Raw genomic sequence first — 17,611 nt, forward strand, 5'->3', positions numbered from 1 at the left:
GTAGTGAGCAGTACCGCGCTGGACAGTTTCCTCGACAAGTGGCGCAGCCGTTGGCCGGAATGGTCGGTGGCCGCCCCGTTCGTGGCCGAATCGCAACGCGAGCTTGCAGTGGCGTGGTTCGCGCTGCTGCAGGAGTTCGACGACATGCTCAACACCAGCGGCGATCCGCTGCCGGCCGACGCCAAGCTGGCGTGGTGGGGTGAGGAGCTGCGCAGCTGGTCGGGACATCGCTCGCGCCATCCGCTGGGCAGGCTGCTGGAGCCGGTGCGTGCACCGTGGGCCCAGTTGGCCGAAGCACTTCCGGATCTGGTTGAAGCGCGCACGGTCGCGCTGGATGCGGCCGGCGCCGAGCGCGCGCTGGCGAACTACGCCGAGGCCGTAGCCGCGGTGGAGGCGGCCCTGTTCGCTGACAAGCCGCGCACCGGCGCCGGTCGTGCGGTGCAGCTGCAGACCCTGGCGCAGCGCCTGCAGGACGCTGGCGTGGCCGGTGTGCCGCGCAGCCTGCTGGACGAGGACGCCAGCAATGCCGCACAGCGCTGGGCGCAGCATCTGTTGAAGGGGTGGGGCACCCGCGTGCCCGGCCCGCGCCCGCGCCGTGTGTGGTCCAGCCTGGCGCGTGCGCGGGTGGCGGCACAGGCCGCAGGCAAGCCGATCGAGGCCACCCCGGTGCGCACCCTGCTGCGCGTGTGGTGGGCCGCGCGCGGTTGATCCAACGTACCTGGTAGTGCCGGCCGCTGGCCGGCATCCAGCAGGGCGCGGAAGAGGATGAGGTTGCCGGCCAGCGGCCGGCACTACCGTTACTTGCGCTCCAGCACCAGCAGCGGGTCGATACGGGTCTCGAACCAGTTCATGCCCCAGTGCAGGTGCGGGCCGGTGGCACGGCCGGTGGCGCCGACCGCAGCGATCACCTGGCCCTGTTCAACCCGGTCGCCGACCTTTACGTCGATGCGCGAGAGGTGCAGGAAGTTGGAGCTGACCCCGAAGCCGTGGTCGAGCAGCAACGTGCCGCCGGTCAGGTACAGGTCCGGGCCGGCGAAGGTGACGATGCCGGCGGCCGGTGCTTTCACCGGCGTGCCGGTCGGCACCGCGATGTCCATGCCGGAATGACCGGCACCGGGCTGGCCGTTGTACACGCGGGCATTGCCGAAGCGGCCGCTGATGCGGCCCTGCACCGGCCAGATGAAGGTCTGGGTGAAGTCGGTGCGGTCGTCATCGCGGGCGCGTGCGGCGGTCACCTGCGCCTGTTCGCGCTTGATCCGCTCGGCAATCGCCGGCGGCGGGTTGACCGTCTTCGGCGGCACGCCATTGACCCGCTCTGTGGGCCAGTCGCGCGGCGTCACCGCAATGGTCGCGGTCTCGCTGCCACCATCGGGGCGCTGCACCTGCACGCGCAGCGGGCCCTTCTCGTCACGGCCGATGCCGAACACCACGCTGCCGTAGCCGCTCACCCGCAGCTGGCGACCGGCGTACTGCACGCGGCTGCCGGCGGGAACCTTGCCGATCACCAGTGCGCCCTGCGACGCACTGGCCGGGAACACCACGCGGCTGTCGATCAGGCTGCCAATGCCATCCTGCGCCTGCGCCGCGGGTGCGGAAAACAGGGGCGCGGCCAGCAGCGACCCGATCAGAAGTGCCGAGCGCATCAGCGGTCGTAGGTCATGCGCTGGCCGGCGGGTTCGCCCACCAGGTTGCTGCCGTCCCACACCAGCTGGCCGTTGACCCAGGTGGAGGCGACGCGCGAACGGAAGGTGGTGCCCTCAAACGGCGACCAGCCGCACTTGGACAGCACGTCCTCGCGCTTGACCGTGAACGGCACGTCTTCAACCAGGACCAGATCGGCGAAGTAGCCTTCGCGCAGGAAACCACGTTCTTCCACGTCGAACAGCTGCGCCGGGGCGTGGGCGAACTTCTGCACCACCTGCTCGCGGGTCAGCTTGCCTTCGTGCACGCGCTCCAGCGCGGCCACCAGCGCGTACTGCACCAGTGGCAGGCCGGAGGGGGCCTGCGCGTAGGGCTTCTGCTTCTCTTCCCAGGTGTGCGGCGCGTGGTCGGTAGCCAGCACGTCCAGCACGTCGTCGGCCAGCGCAGCGGTGATCGCCTCGCGGTCGGACACTTCCTTGATGGCCGGGTTGCACTTGATCAGGTTGCCCTTGGTCGCATAGTCCGGGCGCGCGAAGTGCAGGAAGTGCACGCAGGTTTCAGCGGTGATCTGCTTGCGGCTGCCATCGGCGCGGATCAGCGGGCCCTTCTCGAACAGCGCCAGTTCATCGGCGGTGGAGATGTGCAGCACGTGCAGGCGGGTGCCGTGTTTGCGCGCCAGCGACATCGCCAGGCGGGTCGACTTGATGCAGGCTTCGCGCGAGCGGATGTCCGGGTGCATGTCCGGGGTCAGCGCATCGCCGTACTTTTCCTGGAAGGCCTTCAGGTTGGCATCGATCATCGGCGTGTCTTCGCAGTGCGTGATGATCGGGGTCGGGCATTCGCGGAAGATCGCGTCCAGCGTTTCGGGGTTGTCGACCAGCATGTTGCCGGTCGAAGCACCCATGAACACCTTCACGCCTGGCGCCTTCTTCGGGTCCAGCGCACGGATGGCGTCCAGGTTGTCATTGCTGGCGCCGTGGTAGAAGCCGTAGTTGGCCCAGGCGCGGCCGCGCGCGAGCTCGTACTTGGCTTCCAGGATGGTCGAATCCAGCGTCGGCGGGTTGGTGTTGGGCATGTCCATGAAGCTGGTCAGGCCACCGGCCACGGCCGCCGCCGATTCGCTGGCGATGTCGCCCTTGTGGGTCAGGCCCGGTTCGCGGAAGTGCACCTGGTCATCGATCATGCCCGGGAGCAGCCAGCGCCCGGCCGCGTCCACCACCTGCTCGCCGTCGCGCGGCGCCAGCCCGTTGCCGATCTGCGCGATGCGGCCGTTCTCGATGCGCAGGTCGCCGTCGAAGGTGCGGCCTTCGTTGACCATGCGGGCATTGGTGATGAGGGTGGAGGACATGTCAATGTTTTCCTGTGCAACGGCAAGAGGGGGCGTTGGGGGACTCGGGCACGGGGTCGAAGCCGCCGGGATGGAACGGGTGGCAGCGGCCCAGCCTGCGCGCAGCCAGCCAGCTGCCGCGCAGCGGGCCGTGCCGCGAGATCGCGTCCATCGCGTATTCAGAACAGCTCGGCACGAAACGGCAGCGGGGCCCCAGCAAGGGGCTGATGAAGCGCTTGTAGAAGCGCAGCAGGGCGATGAGCAGGCGCGAGATCACCCAGTCATCTTATGCCAGTTGGCATGAAGGCCGCATTTGTGCAGGATGGGCCGTTGGTCGCATGTCGCCGATGGCCTGCGACCGGTACCAGCACCGTCGGGTGCTGGCCAGGTTCCGTACCGCGCAAGGCGGTCCGTGTTCGTCGGACTGCCCATTGGGCGCCTTGGCTCCAGGACTGAATGGAGCAGGGTGCCGAGGTTGCTGCTGCGGGTCGGGTAGGCTATAAAGGCCCGCTTTCCCGGGCCCCGGGGAATCCAAGGAAGAGCGTTTCGTGGCTGCTAAAAAAACTGCAAAGAAGGCCGCAACGGCCGCCAAGAAAACCGCCAAGCCTGTTGTGAAGAAGTTGGCGGCAAAGCCCGTTGCCAAAAAGCCGGCGAGCAAGCCGGCGACCAAGGCAGCGTCCTCGCAACCGGCGGCCAGGAAGGCCACCGCAAAGAAAACGCCGGTCAAGGCAACCAAGCCGGTGGCGAAGAAGGCCGCTGCGCCCGCCAAGGCCAAGCCAGCCGCTGCCAGCAAGAAGGCGCCGGTGAAAAAGGCCGTCAGCAAGGCTGCGCCGGTGAAGAAGACCGTCGCCAAGCCGGTGGTCAAGAAGGCAGCAGCCAAGCCGGCGCCGAAGGCGGTGGTGAAGAAGGCTGCAGCCAAGCCGGTCGCCAAGCCGGCGGCAAAGAAGGTCGCTGCGGCCAAGCCGGTCGCCACGCCTGCCGCTGCAAAGAAGGTTGCCAAGAATGTTGCCGCACCGGCCGTAAAGCCGGCCCCGGCCCCAGTAGTGAAGTCCGCACCGAAGCCTGCTGCCAAGCCGGCTCCGGCCAAGCCTGTCCCGGCCAAGACCGTGGCAGTGGCAGCAGCCCAACCGGCCTCCAAGCCGGCCCCGGCCGCCGCTCCTGCCGCTTCGAAGGCCCCGCAATCCAAGAATCCCGTGCCCGTTTCGAAATCGCCTGCCAAAACCGCCGTGAAATCCGATTCCGCCCCGAAGACCGTGTCGCGCCCTGTCGGCAAGGTTGCCGTGGCCGTCGCCGCCCGCTCGGCAGCACCGGCCCCGCGCAGCAAGTACAAGGTGGTCGAATACAAGACCGACGAGGCCACCGGCCGCCCGATCCTGCCGGCTGGCTACAAGCCGTCCTCGGAAGAGGAATACATGAGCCCGCTGCAGCAGGAGTATTTCCGCCAGCGCCTGCAGAACTGGCGCGCGGACCTGGTGGAAGAGTCCAAGCAGACCATCGAGAACCTGCGCGAGGAAGTGCGTGACATCGGCGACGAAGCCGAGCGCGCGACCCGCGAAACCGAGAACTCGCTGGAACTGCGTACCCGCGACCGCTACCGCAAGCTGATCGGCAAGATCGACAGCACCCTGAAGCGCCTGGAAGCGGGCGACTACGGTTACTGCGTCGACACCGGCGAAGAAATCGGCCTGGAGCGCCTGGAGGCGCGCCTGACCGCCGAGCGCACCATCGATGCCCAGGAGCGTTGGGAGCATCTGCAGAAGCAGCAGGGCGACTGATTCCTGATCGTTGTCTGGTCATGCAGAAAACCCGGCTTCGGCCGGGTTTTTTGTTGGGTTCGAGTTGGCTGTGTAGAGCGCCTTCCGGGTATCGGGTGGAGCCTGCGGGTGGGTCCGATGTAGAGCCGAGCCCACGCTCGGCTCAGGCCGAAGCCGGAGGGCAAGGAAGAGCAAAAGCAAAAGCAAAGGCAGCCAAGCATGGCTTGGCTCTATCAGGAGCGGTCATGCGTGCGCTCGCGGCTGTTGAGTCCGCCTTGTAGCGAGCCGAGCACCGCAGGGGAATCAGGGGCGAAGAGGCGGCTCTATCCTGTAGAGCCGACTGCTGGTCGGCTGGCTCTCCGCGCCGTCCCCTGATTCACCGAGGAGCACAGGGCACCGGCGCGCAGCGCCGGCTCGCGGATGGCGGCGTGTTTCTTTGGTTACTTTTCTTTTCGCGCGAAAAGAAACGTGACACCCCACCGCGGTCGCGGAAAGAGCCCGCCGGGCATGGCCCGGCGCGTGGGCGCACGGAAATACGCAGCCGAGCATGGGCTCGGCTCTACAGGCTCACTGCAGGTCGCGAAGATTCAACTTCCGCAGCGTCGGGTTCTTCCACGCGGTGATCCCGGCCACGCTCAGCACCGCGAACCCGCCCAGCACCACGGCCGGTACCAGGCCGAGCAGCTTCGCCATCGTGCCGGCATAGAACGCGCCCAGCTCGTTGGACGAACTGATGAAGATGCCGTTGATCGACGATACGCGACCGCGCATTTCTTCCGGCGTGGCCAGCTGCAGGATGGTCGAGCGGATCACCACCGAGACGCCATCGAAGGCGCCGTAGAACAGCAGGATCAGCGCCGACAGCCAGAAGTGCTGCGACAGCCCGAAGCTGATCACGCACAGGCCGAAGCCGGCCACCGCGAACAGCAGCACGCGGCCGGCATTGCGGTGCAGCGGGTGGCGGGCCAGCCACAGGCCCACGCACACCGAGCCCAGCGCCGGCATCGCGCGCAGGATGCCCAGGCCTTCCGGGCCGTGGTGCAGGATTTCGTGCAGGAACGCCGGCAGCATCGCCACCACGCCGCCCAGCAGCACCGAGAACATGTCCAGCGCCATCGCGCCGACCATGATCCGGTTGCCGACCACGAAGCGCGCGCCTTCGGCGATGCTCTTGAAGATCGGCGCGGCAGGGCCGGTGTGCACCGGCTCCTCCACTTTCAGCGTGGCCAGACAGGCCATCGCCACCAGCGCGAAGGCGGTGGCCACCGCGTAGGACAGGCCCTTGCCACCGAAGCCGACCAGCACGCCGCCCAGTGCCGGGCCGGCGATCATGCCGACCTGGAATACCACCGCGCCCAGGCCGGCGCCACGCGCGAACTGGTCACGGGCCAGTACGCGGGCGAACAGGGCGTTGTAGATCGGCGACAGGAAGGCGCGGACCATGCCGGTCAGCGCAATGGCTGCGTAGATCGGCCACACGCCGTCGATCGGCAGCCAGCCCATGGCCACGCTGGTCAATACCAGTGCGGTGGCGATCAGTCCGCAACAGGCGACCATGCCCAGGCGGCGGCGCGGCAGGTGATCCACCAGGTAACCGGCGAACGGCGCCACGCAGAAGAACGGCAGCACCTCGGCCAGGCCGATCAGGCCCAGCGAGAACGGATTGCGGGTGACTTCGTAGATGTGCCAGCCGACGGTGACCGCGACCACCTGGTAGGACAGCATCGCGAAGATGCGGTACGCCAGCAGCCTGGCGAAACCGGGCCGGGACAGCAGGCCCAGCGCGCTGTCTTCGGCTGTGGCAGGCTCGCTCACGACGGGTCGCGCTGCAGCTGGGCCTGCGCGGTCTCGCGGATGAAGGCCAGCATCGCCGCCACGCCGTTGCTGCGGGTCGGCGAGAGGTGGCGGGCCAGGCCGATGTCCTGGATGTAGCTCGGCTCGGTGGCCAGGATCTCCTGCGCCGAGCGCCCGGAGTACACACGCAGGGCCAGGAAGATCAGGCCGGAGACAATCGCCGAATCACTGATGGCATGGAAGCGCAGCGACTGCGCGTTGCCTTCGGGCACGATCCAGACCATCGACTGGCAGCCGAGCAGGCGATGCTCTTCGGTCTTCCATTCTTCCGGGAAGGCCGGCAGCTTGCGGCCGAGGTCGATCAGGTACTGGTAACGCTCGGACCAGTCGCCGAAGAAGCCGAATTCCTCGGCGATGGCGGCCTGTGCCTCGGCGGCGGTGGGTTCAAGCGGGAACGGGGAGTCGGTCACAACAGTCTCTACAGTGGGGGCGTGGCCGGCGTACCGGCCACGGGGCAGGGCGGGTCAGCCGCGCTTGCGCGACCAGCGCACGCCCTGCGGGGTGTCTTCCAGCACGATGCCTTCGGCGGCCAGCTGGTCGCGGATGGCGTCGGAACGGGCGAAGTCGCGTGCCTTCTTGGCAGCGGCACGCTCATCGATCAGGCCCTGGATGCGGGCATCGTCGCCGCCGTCGCTGGCCGCAGTGCCGAACCACTGCGCTGGATCGGCCTGCAGCAGGCCCAGTGCCAGTCCGGCGCCGAGCAGTTCACCCTTCAGGCGCGCCTGCTCGGCCGGATCGGTGGCACGACGCGCATCGGCGGCGATGCGGGCCACTTCGGCCAGTGCCTGCGGGGTGTTCAGATCGTCATCCAGAGTCGCTTCGACCGTGGCCGGGATCGCAACGACCGCCTCGACTGACGCCAGTTCGCGCAAGGTGCCGTACAGGCGGTCCAGGGTGCGCACCGACTGTTCGATCAGGCCATCGGACCAGTCCAGCGGTTGCCGGTAGTGGGCCGACAGCAGGGCCAGGCGCAGTGCTTCCGGCGGGTGCTGGCGCACCAGGTCGTGCACGCGCTCGATGTTACCCAGCGACTTGCTCATCTTGGCGCCGCCGAAGTTGAGCATGCCGTTGTGCAGCCAGAAGCGGGCGAAGATCTTGCCGCCGTGGGCGCACTCGCTCTGCGCAAGCTCGTTCTCGTGGTGCGGGAACTGCAGGTCGACGCCGCCGGCATGGATGTCGATGGTCTCGCCCAGGTGGGCGGCGGCCATTGCCGAGCACTCGATGTGCCAGCCCGGGCGGCCACGGCCCCAGGGCGACGCCCAGCCGGGCAGGTCGTCGCTGGACGGCTTCCACAGCACGAAATCACCCGGATCACGCTTGTACGGGGCCACGTCGACACGGGCGCCGGCCAGCATTTCGTCCGGATCGCGGCGCGAGAGCTTGCCGTAGCCATCGAAGCTGGCCACCGCGAACAGCACGTGGCCTTCGGCAGCGTAGGCATGCCCGTTGGCGATCAGCTGCTCGATCATGGTGATGATCTGCGGAATGTGCGCGGTCACCTCCGGCTCGATGTCCGGCGGCACCACGCCCAGCGCGGCCATGTCCTCACGGTAGGCGGCGGCGAACCTGTCGGTGATGGTGCTGATCGGTACGCCCTGCTCGCGCGCGGCGGTGTTGATCTTGTCGTCCACGTCGGTGATGTTGCGCGCGTAGCGCAGGCCACCGAAACGGCGCCGCAGCAGGTCGGCCAGCACCCCGAACACCACCGGGCCACGGGCGTTGCCGATGTGCACGTAGTTGTAGACCGTCGGGCCGCACACATACAGGGTCGGACAGGCCGGATCGAGCGGGGTGAACGGTTCGAGCTGGCGAGTCAGGTTGTTGTGCAGGCGCAGGGTCATGGGGCTGTGGCTGGGGGACAAGCCTGTGATTTTAGAACGTGTCGGCCCCCTTTGGGGGCACCCGTTGCCACCGGTGGACGCCGGGGCCGCCCGGGGTGGGGTGGGCAGGAGCGGCGTGGACGGGTAATGTTCAGCCCCTTGCGCTCGCCACTGCCTACACTATTGCCGTGTCCTTGCTCCCGTCGCCAATGAAATCCACCGCGTTGCTGACCCTGGCCTGCCTGTCGGCGCTGCCCGCCGTGGTGCTGGCGCAGGAGGCCGAGCCCCGCAACCGGGTGGTGATCGTTGAGAACGTGAAGTTCGACTACGCCCAGGTGCTGAACGTGGAGCCGGTGTTCCAGACCCTGCGCGCGACCCGCACCGAGGAGCACTGCGAGCCGGTGTCGACCCGGACCCTGGCCCCGGTGAACGTGACCGGCGAGGAGCCGGTCGAGGACAAGGGCCGGATCAGCCGCTTCTGGGACTCGGTGCGCTCGATGTTCAAGCGCAGCGACGAAGAGGCCGTTGAGGAGCCCGGAGCCGAGACGCCGGCCCCGGCACCGGCCAACACTGGCCCGATGCTGACCCGCGACTGCCGCATCGTGCCGGTGGGGCGTGAATTCCGCCGGCCCATCGCCTACGACGTGGATTACGTCTACAAGGGCACCAAGTACCGTTCGCGGCTGCCGGAAGACCCCGGCAACCGGCTCAAGATCCGGGTGTCGATCACGCCCTGGGTCGGCCCGGAGCAGGGCACGGCCAGCAATCCCTGATTCTGGGACCCCGGCCCTTGCGCCGGCCTCGGCCGCATGCAAAGATGGTTGACCATGAAGCTCACCGACTTCCAGCACGACAGCAGCGCAGCCCGACAGGCGTCGGGCATGACCTCGCGTGCGCGTCGACCGGAACCCCACATCCTCGCTGGGTAACCGGAGCTTTTTGCTGTTCGTCCGAAAAAACCCAGCCCGCCGGCTGGGTTTTTTCGTTTCCGCGCTTCAAAAGTGCATCTTCTGAAAGCTGCAACTGCAATCTTCCCGCTCCACCTTTGATTCCTGTTTTCCCTTCCACCGCGTCGAAACCGGCGCCGCCACGCAAGGAAAGATGATGTCCCCCAAGCACTTCCTGAACACCCAGGACTGGAGCCGCAGCGATCTCGACGCGCTGTTGACCCAGGCGGCGCTGTTCAAGCGCAACAAGCTCGGCGACCAGCTCAAGGGCAAGTCGATCGCGCTGGTGTTCTTCAACCCGTCCATGCGCACCCGCACCAGCTTCGAACTGGGCGCGTTCCAGCTCGGTGCCCACGCGGTGGTGCTGCAGCCGGGCAAGGATGCGTGGCCGATCGAGTTCAACCTCGGCACGGTGATGGACGGCGATACCGAAGAGCACATCGCTGAAGTGGCCAAGGTGCTGGGTCGTTACTGCGACATCATCGCCGTGCGTGCGTTCCCCAAGTTCATCGACTGGGCCTACGACCGCCAGGACATCGTCCTCAACAGCTTCGCCAGGTACTCGCCGGTGCCGGTCATCAACATGGAGACCATCACCCACCCGTGCCAGGAGCTGGCCCACATCATGGCCCTGCAGGAGCACTTCGGCACCCAGGACCTGCGTGGCAAGAAGTACGTGCTGACCTGGACCTACCACCCCAAGCCGCTGAACACCGCCGTTGCCAATTCGGCGCTGACCATCGCCACCCGCATGGGCATGGACGTGACCCTGCTGTGCCCGACCGCCGACTACATCCTCGACGAGCGTTACATGGGCTGGGCCGAGCAGAACGTGGCCGAGAGCGGCGGCTCGCTGAAGATCAGCCATGACATCGACAGCGCCTACGCCGGCGCCGACGTGGTCTACGCCAAGAGCTGGGGCGCGCTGCCGTTCTTCGGCAACTGGGAACCGGAGAAGCCGATCCGCGACCAGTTCAAGCACTTCATCGTGGACGAGCGGAAGATGGCGCTGACCAACAATGGTGTGTTCAGCCACTGCCTGCCGCTGCGCCGCAACGTGAAGGCCACCGACGCGGTGATGGATTCGCCGCAGTGCATCGCCATCAACGAAGCCGAGAACCGCCTGCACGTGCAGAAGGCGATCATGGCGGCGGTTGCCGGGCGCTAGATCGAACAAGGGGTAGAGCCGACCGTTGGTCGGCTGCTCCCGCAGCGGCGCATCCAATATTCCAGCCGACCAACGGTCGGCTCTACCGAATTCCCATCCCCCAAGTGGACCTGACCCCCATGAGCAACAAAGACGTCGTTCTCGCCTTCTCCGGCGGCCTGGATACCAGCTTCTGCGTGCCGTACCTGCAGGAGCGCGGCTACAACGTGCACACCGTGTTCGCCGACACCGGCGGCGTCGATGATGAAGAGCGTGACTTCATCGAGAAGCGCGCCGCCGAACTGGGCGTGGCGAGCCACCTCACCGTCAACGGTGGCCCGGCCATCTGGGAAGGCTTCGTCAAGCCGTTCGTGTGGGCCGGCGAAGGCTACCAGGGCCAGTACCCGCTGCTGGTCTCGGACCGCTACCTGATCGTCGATGCCGCGCTGAAGCGTGCTGCCGAGCTGGGCACCAACATCATCGCCCACGGTTGCACCGGCATGGGCAACGACCAGGTCCGCTTCGACCTGGCCGTGAAGGCGCTGGGCGACTACCAGATCATCGCGCCGATCCGCGAGATCCAGAAGGAACACACCCAGACCCGCGCCTACGAGCAGAAGTACCTGGAAGAGCGTGGCTTCGGCGTGCGCGCCAAGCAGCAGGCCTACACCATCAACGAGAACCTGCTGGGCCTGACCATGTCCGGCGGCGAGATCGACCGGTGGGAAGCTCCGGGCGAGGGCGCGCGTGGCTGGTGCGCACCGCGCAGCGAGTGGCCGGAGCAGGCCCTGACCGTGACCCTGAAGTTCGTTGAAGGCGAAGCCGTCGAACTGGACGGCAAGGCGCTGCCGGGCGACCAGATCCTGGCCCAGCTCAACAAGCTGTTCGCCCCGTACGGCGTGGGCCGCGGCGTCTACACCGGCGACACCGTGATCGGCCTGAAGGGCCGCATCGTGTTCGAGGCCCCGGGCCTGGTTTCGCTGCTGGCCGCACACCGTGCGCTGGAAGATGCGGTGCTGACCAAGCAGCAGAACCGCTTCAAGCCGGACGTGGCGCGCAAGTGGGTGGAGCTGGTGTACGAAGGCTTCTACCACGACCCGCTGAAGACCGACATCGAAGCTTTCCTGAAGTCCTCGCAGGCCAAGGTCAACGGCGAAGTGGTGCTGGAAACCCGTGGTGGCCGCGTCGATGCGGTGGCCGTGAAGTCGCCGCACCTGCTCAACACCAAGGGCGCCACCTACGCGCAGTCGGCCGACTGGGGCGTGGAGGAGGCTGAAGGCTTCATCAAGCTGTTCGGGATGAGCTCCACTGTCTATGCGCAGGTCAATCGCGGTTGACCTGTGACGGGGTGCCGGCCGCTGGCCGGCGCCTCGCAACGTCGATGGAGGGTAGTGCCGGCCGCTGGCCGGCTCGTGGCACGGCTGGATCATTGCGGAGCCGGCCAGCGGCCGGCACTACCGATTTCGAACCCTACGGATATTCAGACACATGCTTGAACAGACGCTCGATCACCTGCAGGCCCTGGTGTCCTTCGACACCCGCAACCCGCCGCGTGCGATCACCACCGGTGGCATCTTCGATTACCTGCGCGACAACCTGCCCGGCTTCAACGTCGAGGTGATCGACCATGGCGCGGGCGCAGTCAGCCTGTACGCCGTGCGCGGGACGCCGAAGTACCTGTTCAACGTGCACCTGGACACCGTGCCGGACTCGCCGCACTGGAGTGCCGACCCGCATGTGATGCGCCGCCTGGACGACCGCGTAGTCGGCCTGGGCGTGTGTGACATCAAGGGCGCCGCCGCTGCGCTGGTGGCGGCGGCCAATGCCAGCGATGGCGATGCCGCCTTCCTGTTCTCCAGCGACGAGGAAGCCAACGATCCGCGCTGTATCGCCGCGTTCCTGGCCCGTGGCCTGCCGTATGAAGCGGTGCTGGTGGCCGAGCCGACCATGAGTGAAGCGGTGCTGGCGCATCGTGGCATCAGCTCGGTGCTGATGCAGTTCGCCGGCCGCGCCGGCCATGCGTCCGGCAAGCAGGACGCGGCCGCCAGCGCGCTGCACCAGGCCATGCGCTGGGGCAACCGTGCACTGGACCATGTGGAATCGCTGGCCTCGGCCCGCTTCGGCGGGCTGACCGGGCTGCGCTTCAACATCGGTCGCGTCGAAGGCGGGATCAAGGCCAACATGATCGCACCGGCTGCTGAGGTGCGCTTCGGGTTCCGCCCGCTGCCGTCGATGGACATCGATGGCCTGCTGGCGACCTTCGCCGGTTTCGCCGAACCGGAAGCCGCCGTGTTCACCGAAACGTTCCGTGGCCCCAGCCTGCCGGCCGGTGACATCGCCGAGGCCGAGAACCGCCGCCTGCTGGCGCGCGATGTGGCCGATGCGCTGGAGCTGCCGATCGGCAACGCGGTGGACTTCTGGACCGAGGCCTCGCTGTTCTCCGCCGGTGGCTACACCACGCTGGTGTTCGGCCCGGGCGACATCGCCCAGGCCCACACCGCCGATGAGTTCGTGACGCTGGAGCAGCTGCAGCGCTACACCGACGCCGTGCATCGCATCATCGCCGCCGGCGCCTGATCGACCCTACAACGCCGCCCGGCCCTGGCCGGGTGGAACTGCAACGCGGCGACCGCCGCCTGTGACGAAACCGAAATGTCTCCTGCCCTCCAGCCCCACCGCCAGACCCGCCAGACCATCGTGCGCCTGCTTTCCAGCATGGCCAGCGCGAAGGAGATCAGCCAGTACCTCAAGCGCTTCTCGCAGCTGGACGCCAAGCGCTTCGCCGTGGTCAAGGTCGGCGGCGCGGTGCTGCGCGACGACCTCGACGCGCTGACCTCTTCGCTGTCGTTCCTGCAGGAAGTCGGGCTGACCCCGATCGTGCTGCACGGCGCCGGCCCGCAGCTGGATGCCGAACTGTCGGCCGCCGGCATCGAGAAGCAGACCGTCAACGGCCTGCGCGTGACGTCGCCGGAAGCGCTGGCGATCGTGCGCCGGGTGTTCCAGCAGTCCAACCTGCGCCTGGTCGAGGCGCTGCAGCAGAACGGCGCGCGCGCCACCTCGATCACCGGCGGCGTGTTCGAGGCCGAGTACCTGGACGTGGACACCTACGGCCTGGTCGGCGAGGTGAAGAAGGTCAACCTGGCACCGATCGAGGCCAGCCTGCGTGCCGGGTCGATCCCGGTCATCACCAGCCTGGGCGAGACCGCTGGCGGCCAGATCCTCAACGTCAACGCCGACTTCGCCGCCAACGAGCTGGTGCAGGAACTGCAGCCATACAAGATCATCTTCCTGACCGGCACTGGCGGCCTGCTGGACGAGCAGGGCAACGTGATCGATTCGATCAACCTGTCCACCGAGTACGACCACCTGATCGCGCAGCCGTGGATCCACGGCGGCATGAAGGTGAAGATCGAACAGATCAAGGATCTGCTCGATCGCCTGCCGCTGGAATCGTCGGTGTCGATCACGCGCCCGGCCGACCTGGCCAAGGAACTGTTCACCCACAAGGGGTCGGGCACGCTGGTGCGCAAGGGCGAGAAGGTGCTGCGCGCCACCGCCTGGAACGCGCTGGACCTGCCGCGCCTGAAGGGCCTGATCGAATCCAGCTTCGGCCGCACCCTGGTGCCGGAGTACTTCGAAAAGACGAAGCTGCTGCGCGCCTACGTCAGCGAGAACTACCGCACCGCGGTGATCCTCACCGACGAGGCCGAGGGCGTGTACCTGGACAAGTTCGCCGTGCTCGACGATGCGCAGGGCGAGGGCCTGGGCCGCGCGGTCTGGAACGTGATGCTGGAGGAAACCCCGCAGCTGTTCTGGCGTTCGCGCCATGGCAATCCGATCAACCACTTCTATTACGCTGAATCCGACGGCTGCTACAAGCAGGACCACTGGAAGGTGTTCTGGTTCGGCGCCGACGGCATCGACCGGATCAAGACCTATGTCGACCATTGCGCCCGGCGCGCGCCGAGCCTGCAGGGCTGAACACATGAACCATGCCGACTGGACCAAGGTCCCTACGCTGGCGGGCACCCATGCGCGGCTGGAGCCGCTGCAGATGGGGCATATCGATGGCCTGCGCGGCGCGCTTGGCGATGGCGCGTTGTCCAGGCTCTGGTACACCCAGGTGCCCGATGCGAAGACCATGGCCGGCTACGTGCAGGCAGCGCTGCAGGCGCAGGCCGAAGGCAGGGTGCTGCCGTTCGTGGTGTTCGATGCCAACGACCAGATTGTCGGCACCACCCGCTACTACGATCTGCAAGCGGACGTGCCGCGCCTGAGTATCGGTTACACCTGGTATGGCGAGTCTGCGCAACGCACCGGGGTCAACACCGAGACCAAGCTGATGCTGCTCAGCCACGCGTTCGAGCGGTTGCAGTGCCTGAGCGTCGTGTTCGAGACCAGCTGGTTCAACTTCACCTCGCGCACCGCCATCGCACGCCTCGGCGCCAAGCAGGATGGCGTGCTGCGCAACCACAAGCGGCACGCCGACGGCACGCCGCGCGACACCGTCATCTTCTCCATCATCGATGCGGAATGGCAGGGCGTGAAGCGCCACCTGCAGTACCGCCTGGACAGCCACGCATGAACGATTCGACTTTCACCCTGGGCATCGTCGGGGCCCGCGGCCATACCGGCGCCGAGCTGATCAAGCTGGTGGCCGCCCATCCGCGCCTGGAACTGGCCTTCGTCTCCTCGCGCGAGCGCGCCGGGCAGCGCCTGTCCGACCACCACCCGGAGTTCCAGGGCGAGCTGCAGTACGAGAACCTGGATGCCGACGCGGTGGCCGCCAAGGGCGTGGACGCGGTGATCCTGGCCCTGCCCAACGGCCTGGCCGCACCGTTCGTGGCCGCGCTTGAAGCCGCCAAGCCGGACACCGTCATCGTCGATCTCTCGGCCGACTACCGCTTCGACAACAGCTGGTATTACGGCCTGCCGGAGCTGACCCGCGGCCGCTACAACGGCCAGAAGCACATCAGCAACCCGGGCTGCTATGCCACGGCGATGCAGCTGGCGGTGCATCCGCTGCTGGACCTGCTGGCCGGCCCGCCGCAGTGCTTCGGTGTCTCCGGCTACTCCGGTGCCGGTACCACGCCGTCGGACAAGAACAACGTCGAACTGCTGGCCGACAACCTGATGCCGTATGCGCTGACCAACCACGTGCACGAGCGCGAGGTGTCGGTGCAGCTGGGCGTGGCCGTCGAGTTCATGCCGCACGTCGCGCCGCATTTCCGCGGCATCACGCTGACCGCCAACCTGTGGCTGAACCGCGTGCAGACCCGCGAACAGATCGTCGAGCGCTTCCAGCAGGCCTATGCCGGCGAACCCCTGATCGAAGTGGTGGATGAAGCGCCGTGGGTCAGCCGCATCGCCGGCCGCCACGGTGCCCAGGTCGGTGGCTTCACCCTGGCCCCGGGCGGCAAGCGGGTGGTGGTGGTGGCGACCCTGGACAACCTGCTCAAGGGCGCGGCCACCCAGGCCATGCAGAACCTCAACCTTGCGCTGGGCATCGACGAACTGACGTCGATCCCGCACTGAACACGCCTTCCGGAGCCCCCATGGCAGACCTTCTTTGGCAGAAGCCCGGCGTCGCTGTCGACGCCCAGATCCAGACCTTCCTCGCCGGCGACGATGTGATCCTCGACCGCGAGTTCTTCCTGCATGACATCGCTGCCAGCGCCGCGCATGCGCAGGGCCTGCAGCACATCGGCATCCTCAGCGCCGACGAGCTGGCAGGCCTGCTGCGCGAGCTCGACGTGCTGGCGCAGGATTTCCGTGAAGGCCGCTTCGTGCTGGATACGCAGTACGAAGACGGTCACTCAGCAATCGAAGCGCGTTTGACCGAACGCCTCGGCGACGCTGGCCGCAAGATCCACACCGGCCGCAGCCGCAATGACCAGATCCTGGTCGCCACCCGCCTGTGGCTGAAGGAGAAGCTGCTGCGCGTGGCCGGGCTCAGCACCGACGTGGCCAAGATCGCGCTGGACCGTGCGCAGGCCGAGAAGGACCTGCCGATTCCCGGCTATACCCATATCCAGCGCGCCGTGGTCTCTTCGGCCGGCATGTGGTGGGCCGGATGGGCCGAGGCCTTCATCGACAACGCCATCCGCGCCCGTGACACCCATGCGCTGGTCGACGCCAATCCGCTCGGCACCGCCGCCGGCTACGGGGTGAACCTGCCGCTGGACCGCGAGCACACCACGGCCGCGCTCGGTTTCGCGCGCATGCAGATCTCGCCGATCTACGCACAGCTGTCGCGCGGCAAGTTCGAGCTGGCCGCGCTGGAAGCGCTCGGTGGCGCTACGCTGGACCTGCGCCGCATCGCCTGGGACCTGTCGCTGTTCACCAGCGCCGAGTTCGGCTTCGTCGCGCTGCCGGCGCAGTACACCACCGGCAGTTCGATCATGCCCAACAAGCGCAACCCGGACGTGATCGAGCTGATGCGTGCGACCCACGCCAGCGTCGCCGCCGCGCGCACCGAGATCGAGCAGCTGCTGTCGCTGCCTTCGGGTTATCACCGTGACCTGCAGTCGTCCAAGGGCGCCATCTTCCACGGCTTCGGCCGTGGCCTGGCCGCGCTGGAACTGCTGCCGGCGCTGCTGGCCAATCTGGAGTGGCGTGACGACAGGCTGCGCGCAGCGATCGATTCGGGCATGTATGCCACCGACGTCGCCGTGGAAGCGGCGGTGGCCGGTGTGCCGTTCCGCGAGGCCTACAAGGCCGCTGCAGCCGGTGCCGACAGCGCAGGGCAGGGACGTACCCCGGAAGGCAGCCTGGCTGCGCGTGTATCGCCGGGCTCGGCTGCCGATCTGCGCCTGGACGAACTGCGCGCACGCTGGCAGGCGCTGTCCTGATGGCGGGCACTGTCTATCTGGTGATGGCGATGCGCCGGCCGGACTTCAACGATGCGGCGGTGCAGCCGCACCGCGATTTCCTCGAGGCGTTGCAGGCACAGGGAAAGCTGCAGCTGACCGGTGGTTTCGCCGATGGCAGCGGTGGCGCCTATGTGCTGTGCAATGTCGAGAGCCTGGAACAGGCGCGGGCCATCGTCGCCACCGATCCGCTGGTGACGATGCACGCTTCCGAGCTGACCGTGCACGAATGGAATACCCGCTGAGGCCCTG

17 protein-coding genes are annotated in these 17,611 nt (G+C 67.4%); 11 read left to right on the forward strand and 6 right to left on the reverse strand.

The window, feature by feature from the left end; genetic code table 11:
• Positions 1 to 3 precede the first annotated feature (3 nt).
• Positions 4 to 708, forward strand: a complete 705-nt coding sequence (locus ACUVWL_RS03260; RefSeq protein ID WP_049442410.1) for a squalene/phytoene synthase family protein — start codon at positions 4 to 6, stop codon at positions 706 to 708.
• Positions 709 to 797: 89 nt separating this feature from the next.
• On the opposite strand, the gene ACUVWL_RS03265 is transcribed toward ACUVWL_RS03260, so the two are convergent.
• From ACUVWL_RS03265 to yidD, 3 genes are read right to left on the reverse strand one after another with little or no spacing between them, the layout of a single operon-like run.
• Positions 798 to 1,643 carry a M23 family metallopeptidase gene (locus tag ACUVWL_RS03265; RefSeq protein WP_241887800.1) on the reverse strand — a complete coding sequence of 282 codons (846 nt, stop codon included), beginning with the start codon at positions 1,641 to 1,643 and terminating at the stop codon, positions 798 to 800.
• A complete protein-coding gene (locus ACUVWL_RS03270) occupies positions 1,643 to 2,989 on the reverse strand; it encodes a dihydroorotase (protein ID WP_014647796.1) in 1,347 nt (448 codons plus the stop codon). Before ACUVWL_RS03270 ends, ACUVWL_RS03265 begins: the two co-directional genes overlap by 1 nt.
• A 1-nt stretch (position 2,990) precedes the next feature.
• The gene (gene yidD, locus ACUVWL_RS03275) at positions 2,991 to 3,245 is read right to left on the reverse strand and encodes a membrane protein insertion efficiency factor YidD (RefSeq protein ID WP_014037867.1); all 255 of its coding nucleotides are present in this window, start codon (positions 3,243 to 3,245) and stop codon (positions 2,991 to 2,993) included.
• Positions 3,246 to 3,516: 271 nt separating this feature from the next.
• Between yidD and dksA the strand changes: the two genes are divergently transcribed.
• Positions 3,517 to 4,743 (forward strand): RNA polymerase-binding protein DksA, encoded by a 1,227-nt coding sequence (gene dksA / locus ACUVWL_RS03280; protein WP_075076325.1) that lies wholly within the window; start codon positions 3,517 to 3,519, stop codon positions 4,741 to 4,743.
• 546 nt (positions 4,744 to 5,289) lie between these two features.
• Here dksA and ACUVWL_RS03285 read toward each other — a convergent pair.
• Genes ACUVWL_RS03285 through cysS form a run of 3 tightly spaced genes read right to left on the reverse strand, consistent with a single transcriptional unit; the run spans position 5,290 to position 8,417 of the window.
• Positions 5,290 to 6,537, reverse strand: a complete 1,248-nt coding sequence (locus ACUVWL_RS03285) for an MFS transporter (RefSeq protein ID WP_445978812.1) — start codon at positions 6,535 to 6,537, stop codon at positions 5,290 to 5,292.
• Positions 6,534 to 6,986 (reverse strand): SufE family protein, encoded by a 453-nt coding sequence (locus ACUVWL_RS03290; protein ID WP_014647792.1) that lies wholly within the window; start codon positions 6,984 to 6,986, stop codon positions 6,534 to 6,536. Before ACUVWL_RS03290 ends, ACUVWL_RS03285 begins: the two co-directional genes overlap by 4 nt.
• A 54-nt stretch (positions 6,987 to 7,040) precedes the next feature.
• The gene (gene cysS, locus ACUVWL_RS03295; RefSeq protein WP_014647791.1) at positions 7,041 to 8,417 is read right to left on the reverse strand and encodes a cysteine--tRNA ligase; all 1,377 of its coding nucleotides are present in this window, start codon (positions 8,415 to 8,417) and stop codon (positions 7,041 to 7,043) included.
• Between the two features lie 188 nt (positions 8,418 to 8,605).
• On the opposite strand from cysS, the gene ACUVWL_RS03300 reads away from it, so the two are divergent.
• The 9 genes from ACUVWL_RS03300 (at position 8,606) to ACUVWL_RS03340 (ending at position 17,604) form a co-directional block, all read left to right on the forward strand.
• The gene (locus ACUVWL_RS03300) at positions 8,606 to 9,169 is read left to right on the forward strand and encodes a hypothetical protein (protein ID WP_014647790.1); all 564 of its coding nucleotides are present in this window, start codon (positions 8,606 to 8,608) and stop codon (positions 9,167 to 9,169) included.
• 331 nt (positions 9,170 to 9,500) lie between these two features.
• Entirely contained in the window at positions 9,501 to 10,511 is a 1,011-nt protein-coding gene (locus ACUVWL_RS03305) for an N-acetylornithine carbamoyltransferase (protein WP_014647788.1), read from the forward strand.
• Positions 10,512 to 10,630: 119 nt separating this feature from the next.
• On the forward strand, positions 10,631 to 11,827 hold the full coding sequence (locus tag ACUVWL_RS03310) for an argininosuccinate synthase (RefSeq protein WP_014647787.1): 1,197 nt from the start codon (positions 10,631 to 10,633) through the stop codon (positions 11,825 to 11,827).
• A 151-nt stretch (positions 11,828 to 11,978) separates the two neighbouring features.
• Positions 11,979 to 13,067 carry an acetylornithine deacetylase gene (locus ACUVWL_RS03315; protein ID WP_014647786.1) on the forward strand — a complete coding sequence of 363 codons (1,089 nt, stop codon included), beginning with the start codon at positions 11,979 to 11,981 and terminating at the stop codon, positions 13,065 to 13,067.
• 75 nt (positions 13,068 to 13,142) lie between these two features.
• Positions 13,143 to 14,471 (forward strand): acetylglutamate kinase, encoded by a 1,329-nt coding sequence (locus ACUVWL_RS03320; protein ID WP_049406136.1) that lies wholly within the window; start codon positions 13,143 to 13,145, stop codon positions 14,469 to 14,471.
• 4 nt (positions 14,472 to 14,475) lie between these two features.
• Positions 14,476 to 15,075 carry a GNAT family N-acetyltransferase gene (locus tag ACUVWL_RS03325; RefSeq protein WP_014647784.1) on the forward strand — a complete coding sequence of 200 codons (600 nt, stop codon included), beginning with the start codon at positions 14,476 to 14,478 and terminating at the stop codon, positions 15,073 to 15,075.
• Positions 15,072 to 16,025 (forward strand): N-acetyl-gamma-glutamyl-phosphate reductase, encoded by a 954-nt coding sequence (gene argC / locus ACUVWL_RS03330; protein WP_014647783.1) that lies wholly within the window; start codon positions 15,072 to 15,074, stop codon positions 16,023 to 16,025. Before ACUVWL_RS03325 ends, argC begins: the two co-directional genes overlap by 4 nt.
• Before the next feature lie 20 nt (positions 16,026 to 16,045).
• The gene (gene argH / locus ACUVWL_RS03335; RefSeq protein ID WP_014647782.1) at positions 16,046 to 17,341 is read left to right on the forward strand and encodes an argininosuccinate lyase; all 1,296 of its coding nucleotides are present in this window, start codon (positions 16,046 to 16,048) and stop codon (positions 17,339 to 17,341) included.
• Positions 17,341 to 17,604 carry a YciI family protein gene (locus ACUVWL_RS03340; protein ID WP_014647781.1) on the forward strand — a complete coding sequence of 88 codons (264 nt, stop codon included), beginning with the start codon at positions 17,341 to 17,343 and terminating at the stop codon, positions 17,602 to 17,604. Before argH ends, ACUVWL_RS03340 begins: the two co-directional genes overlap by 1 nt.
• Positions 17,605 to 17,611: the final 7 nt, after the last annotated feature.

This window comes from Stenotrophomonas muris (assembly GCF_052751275.1).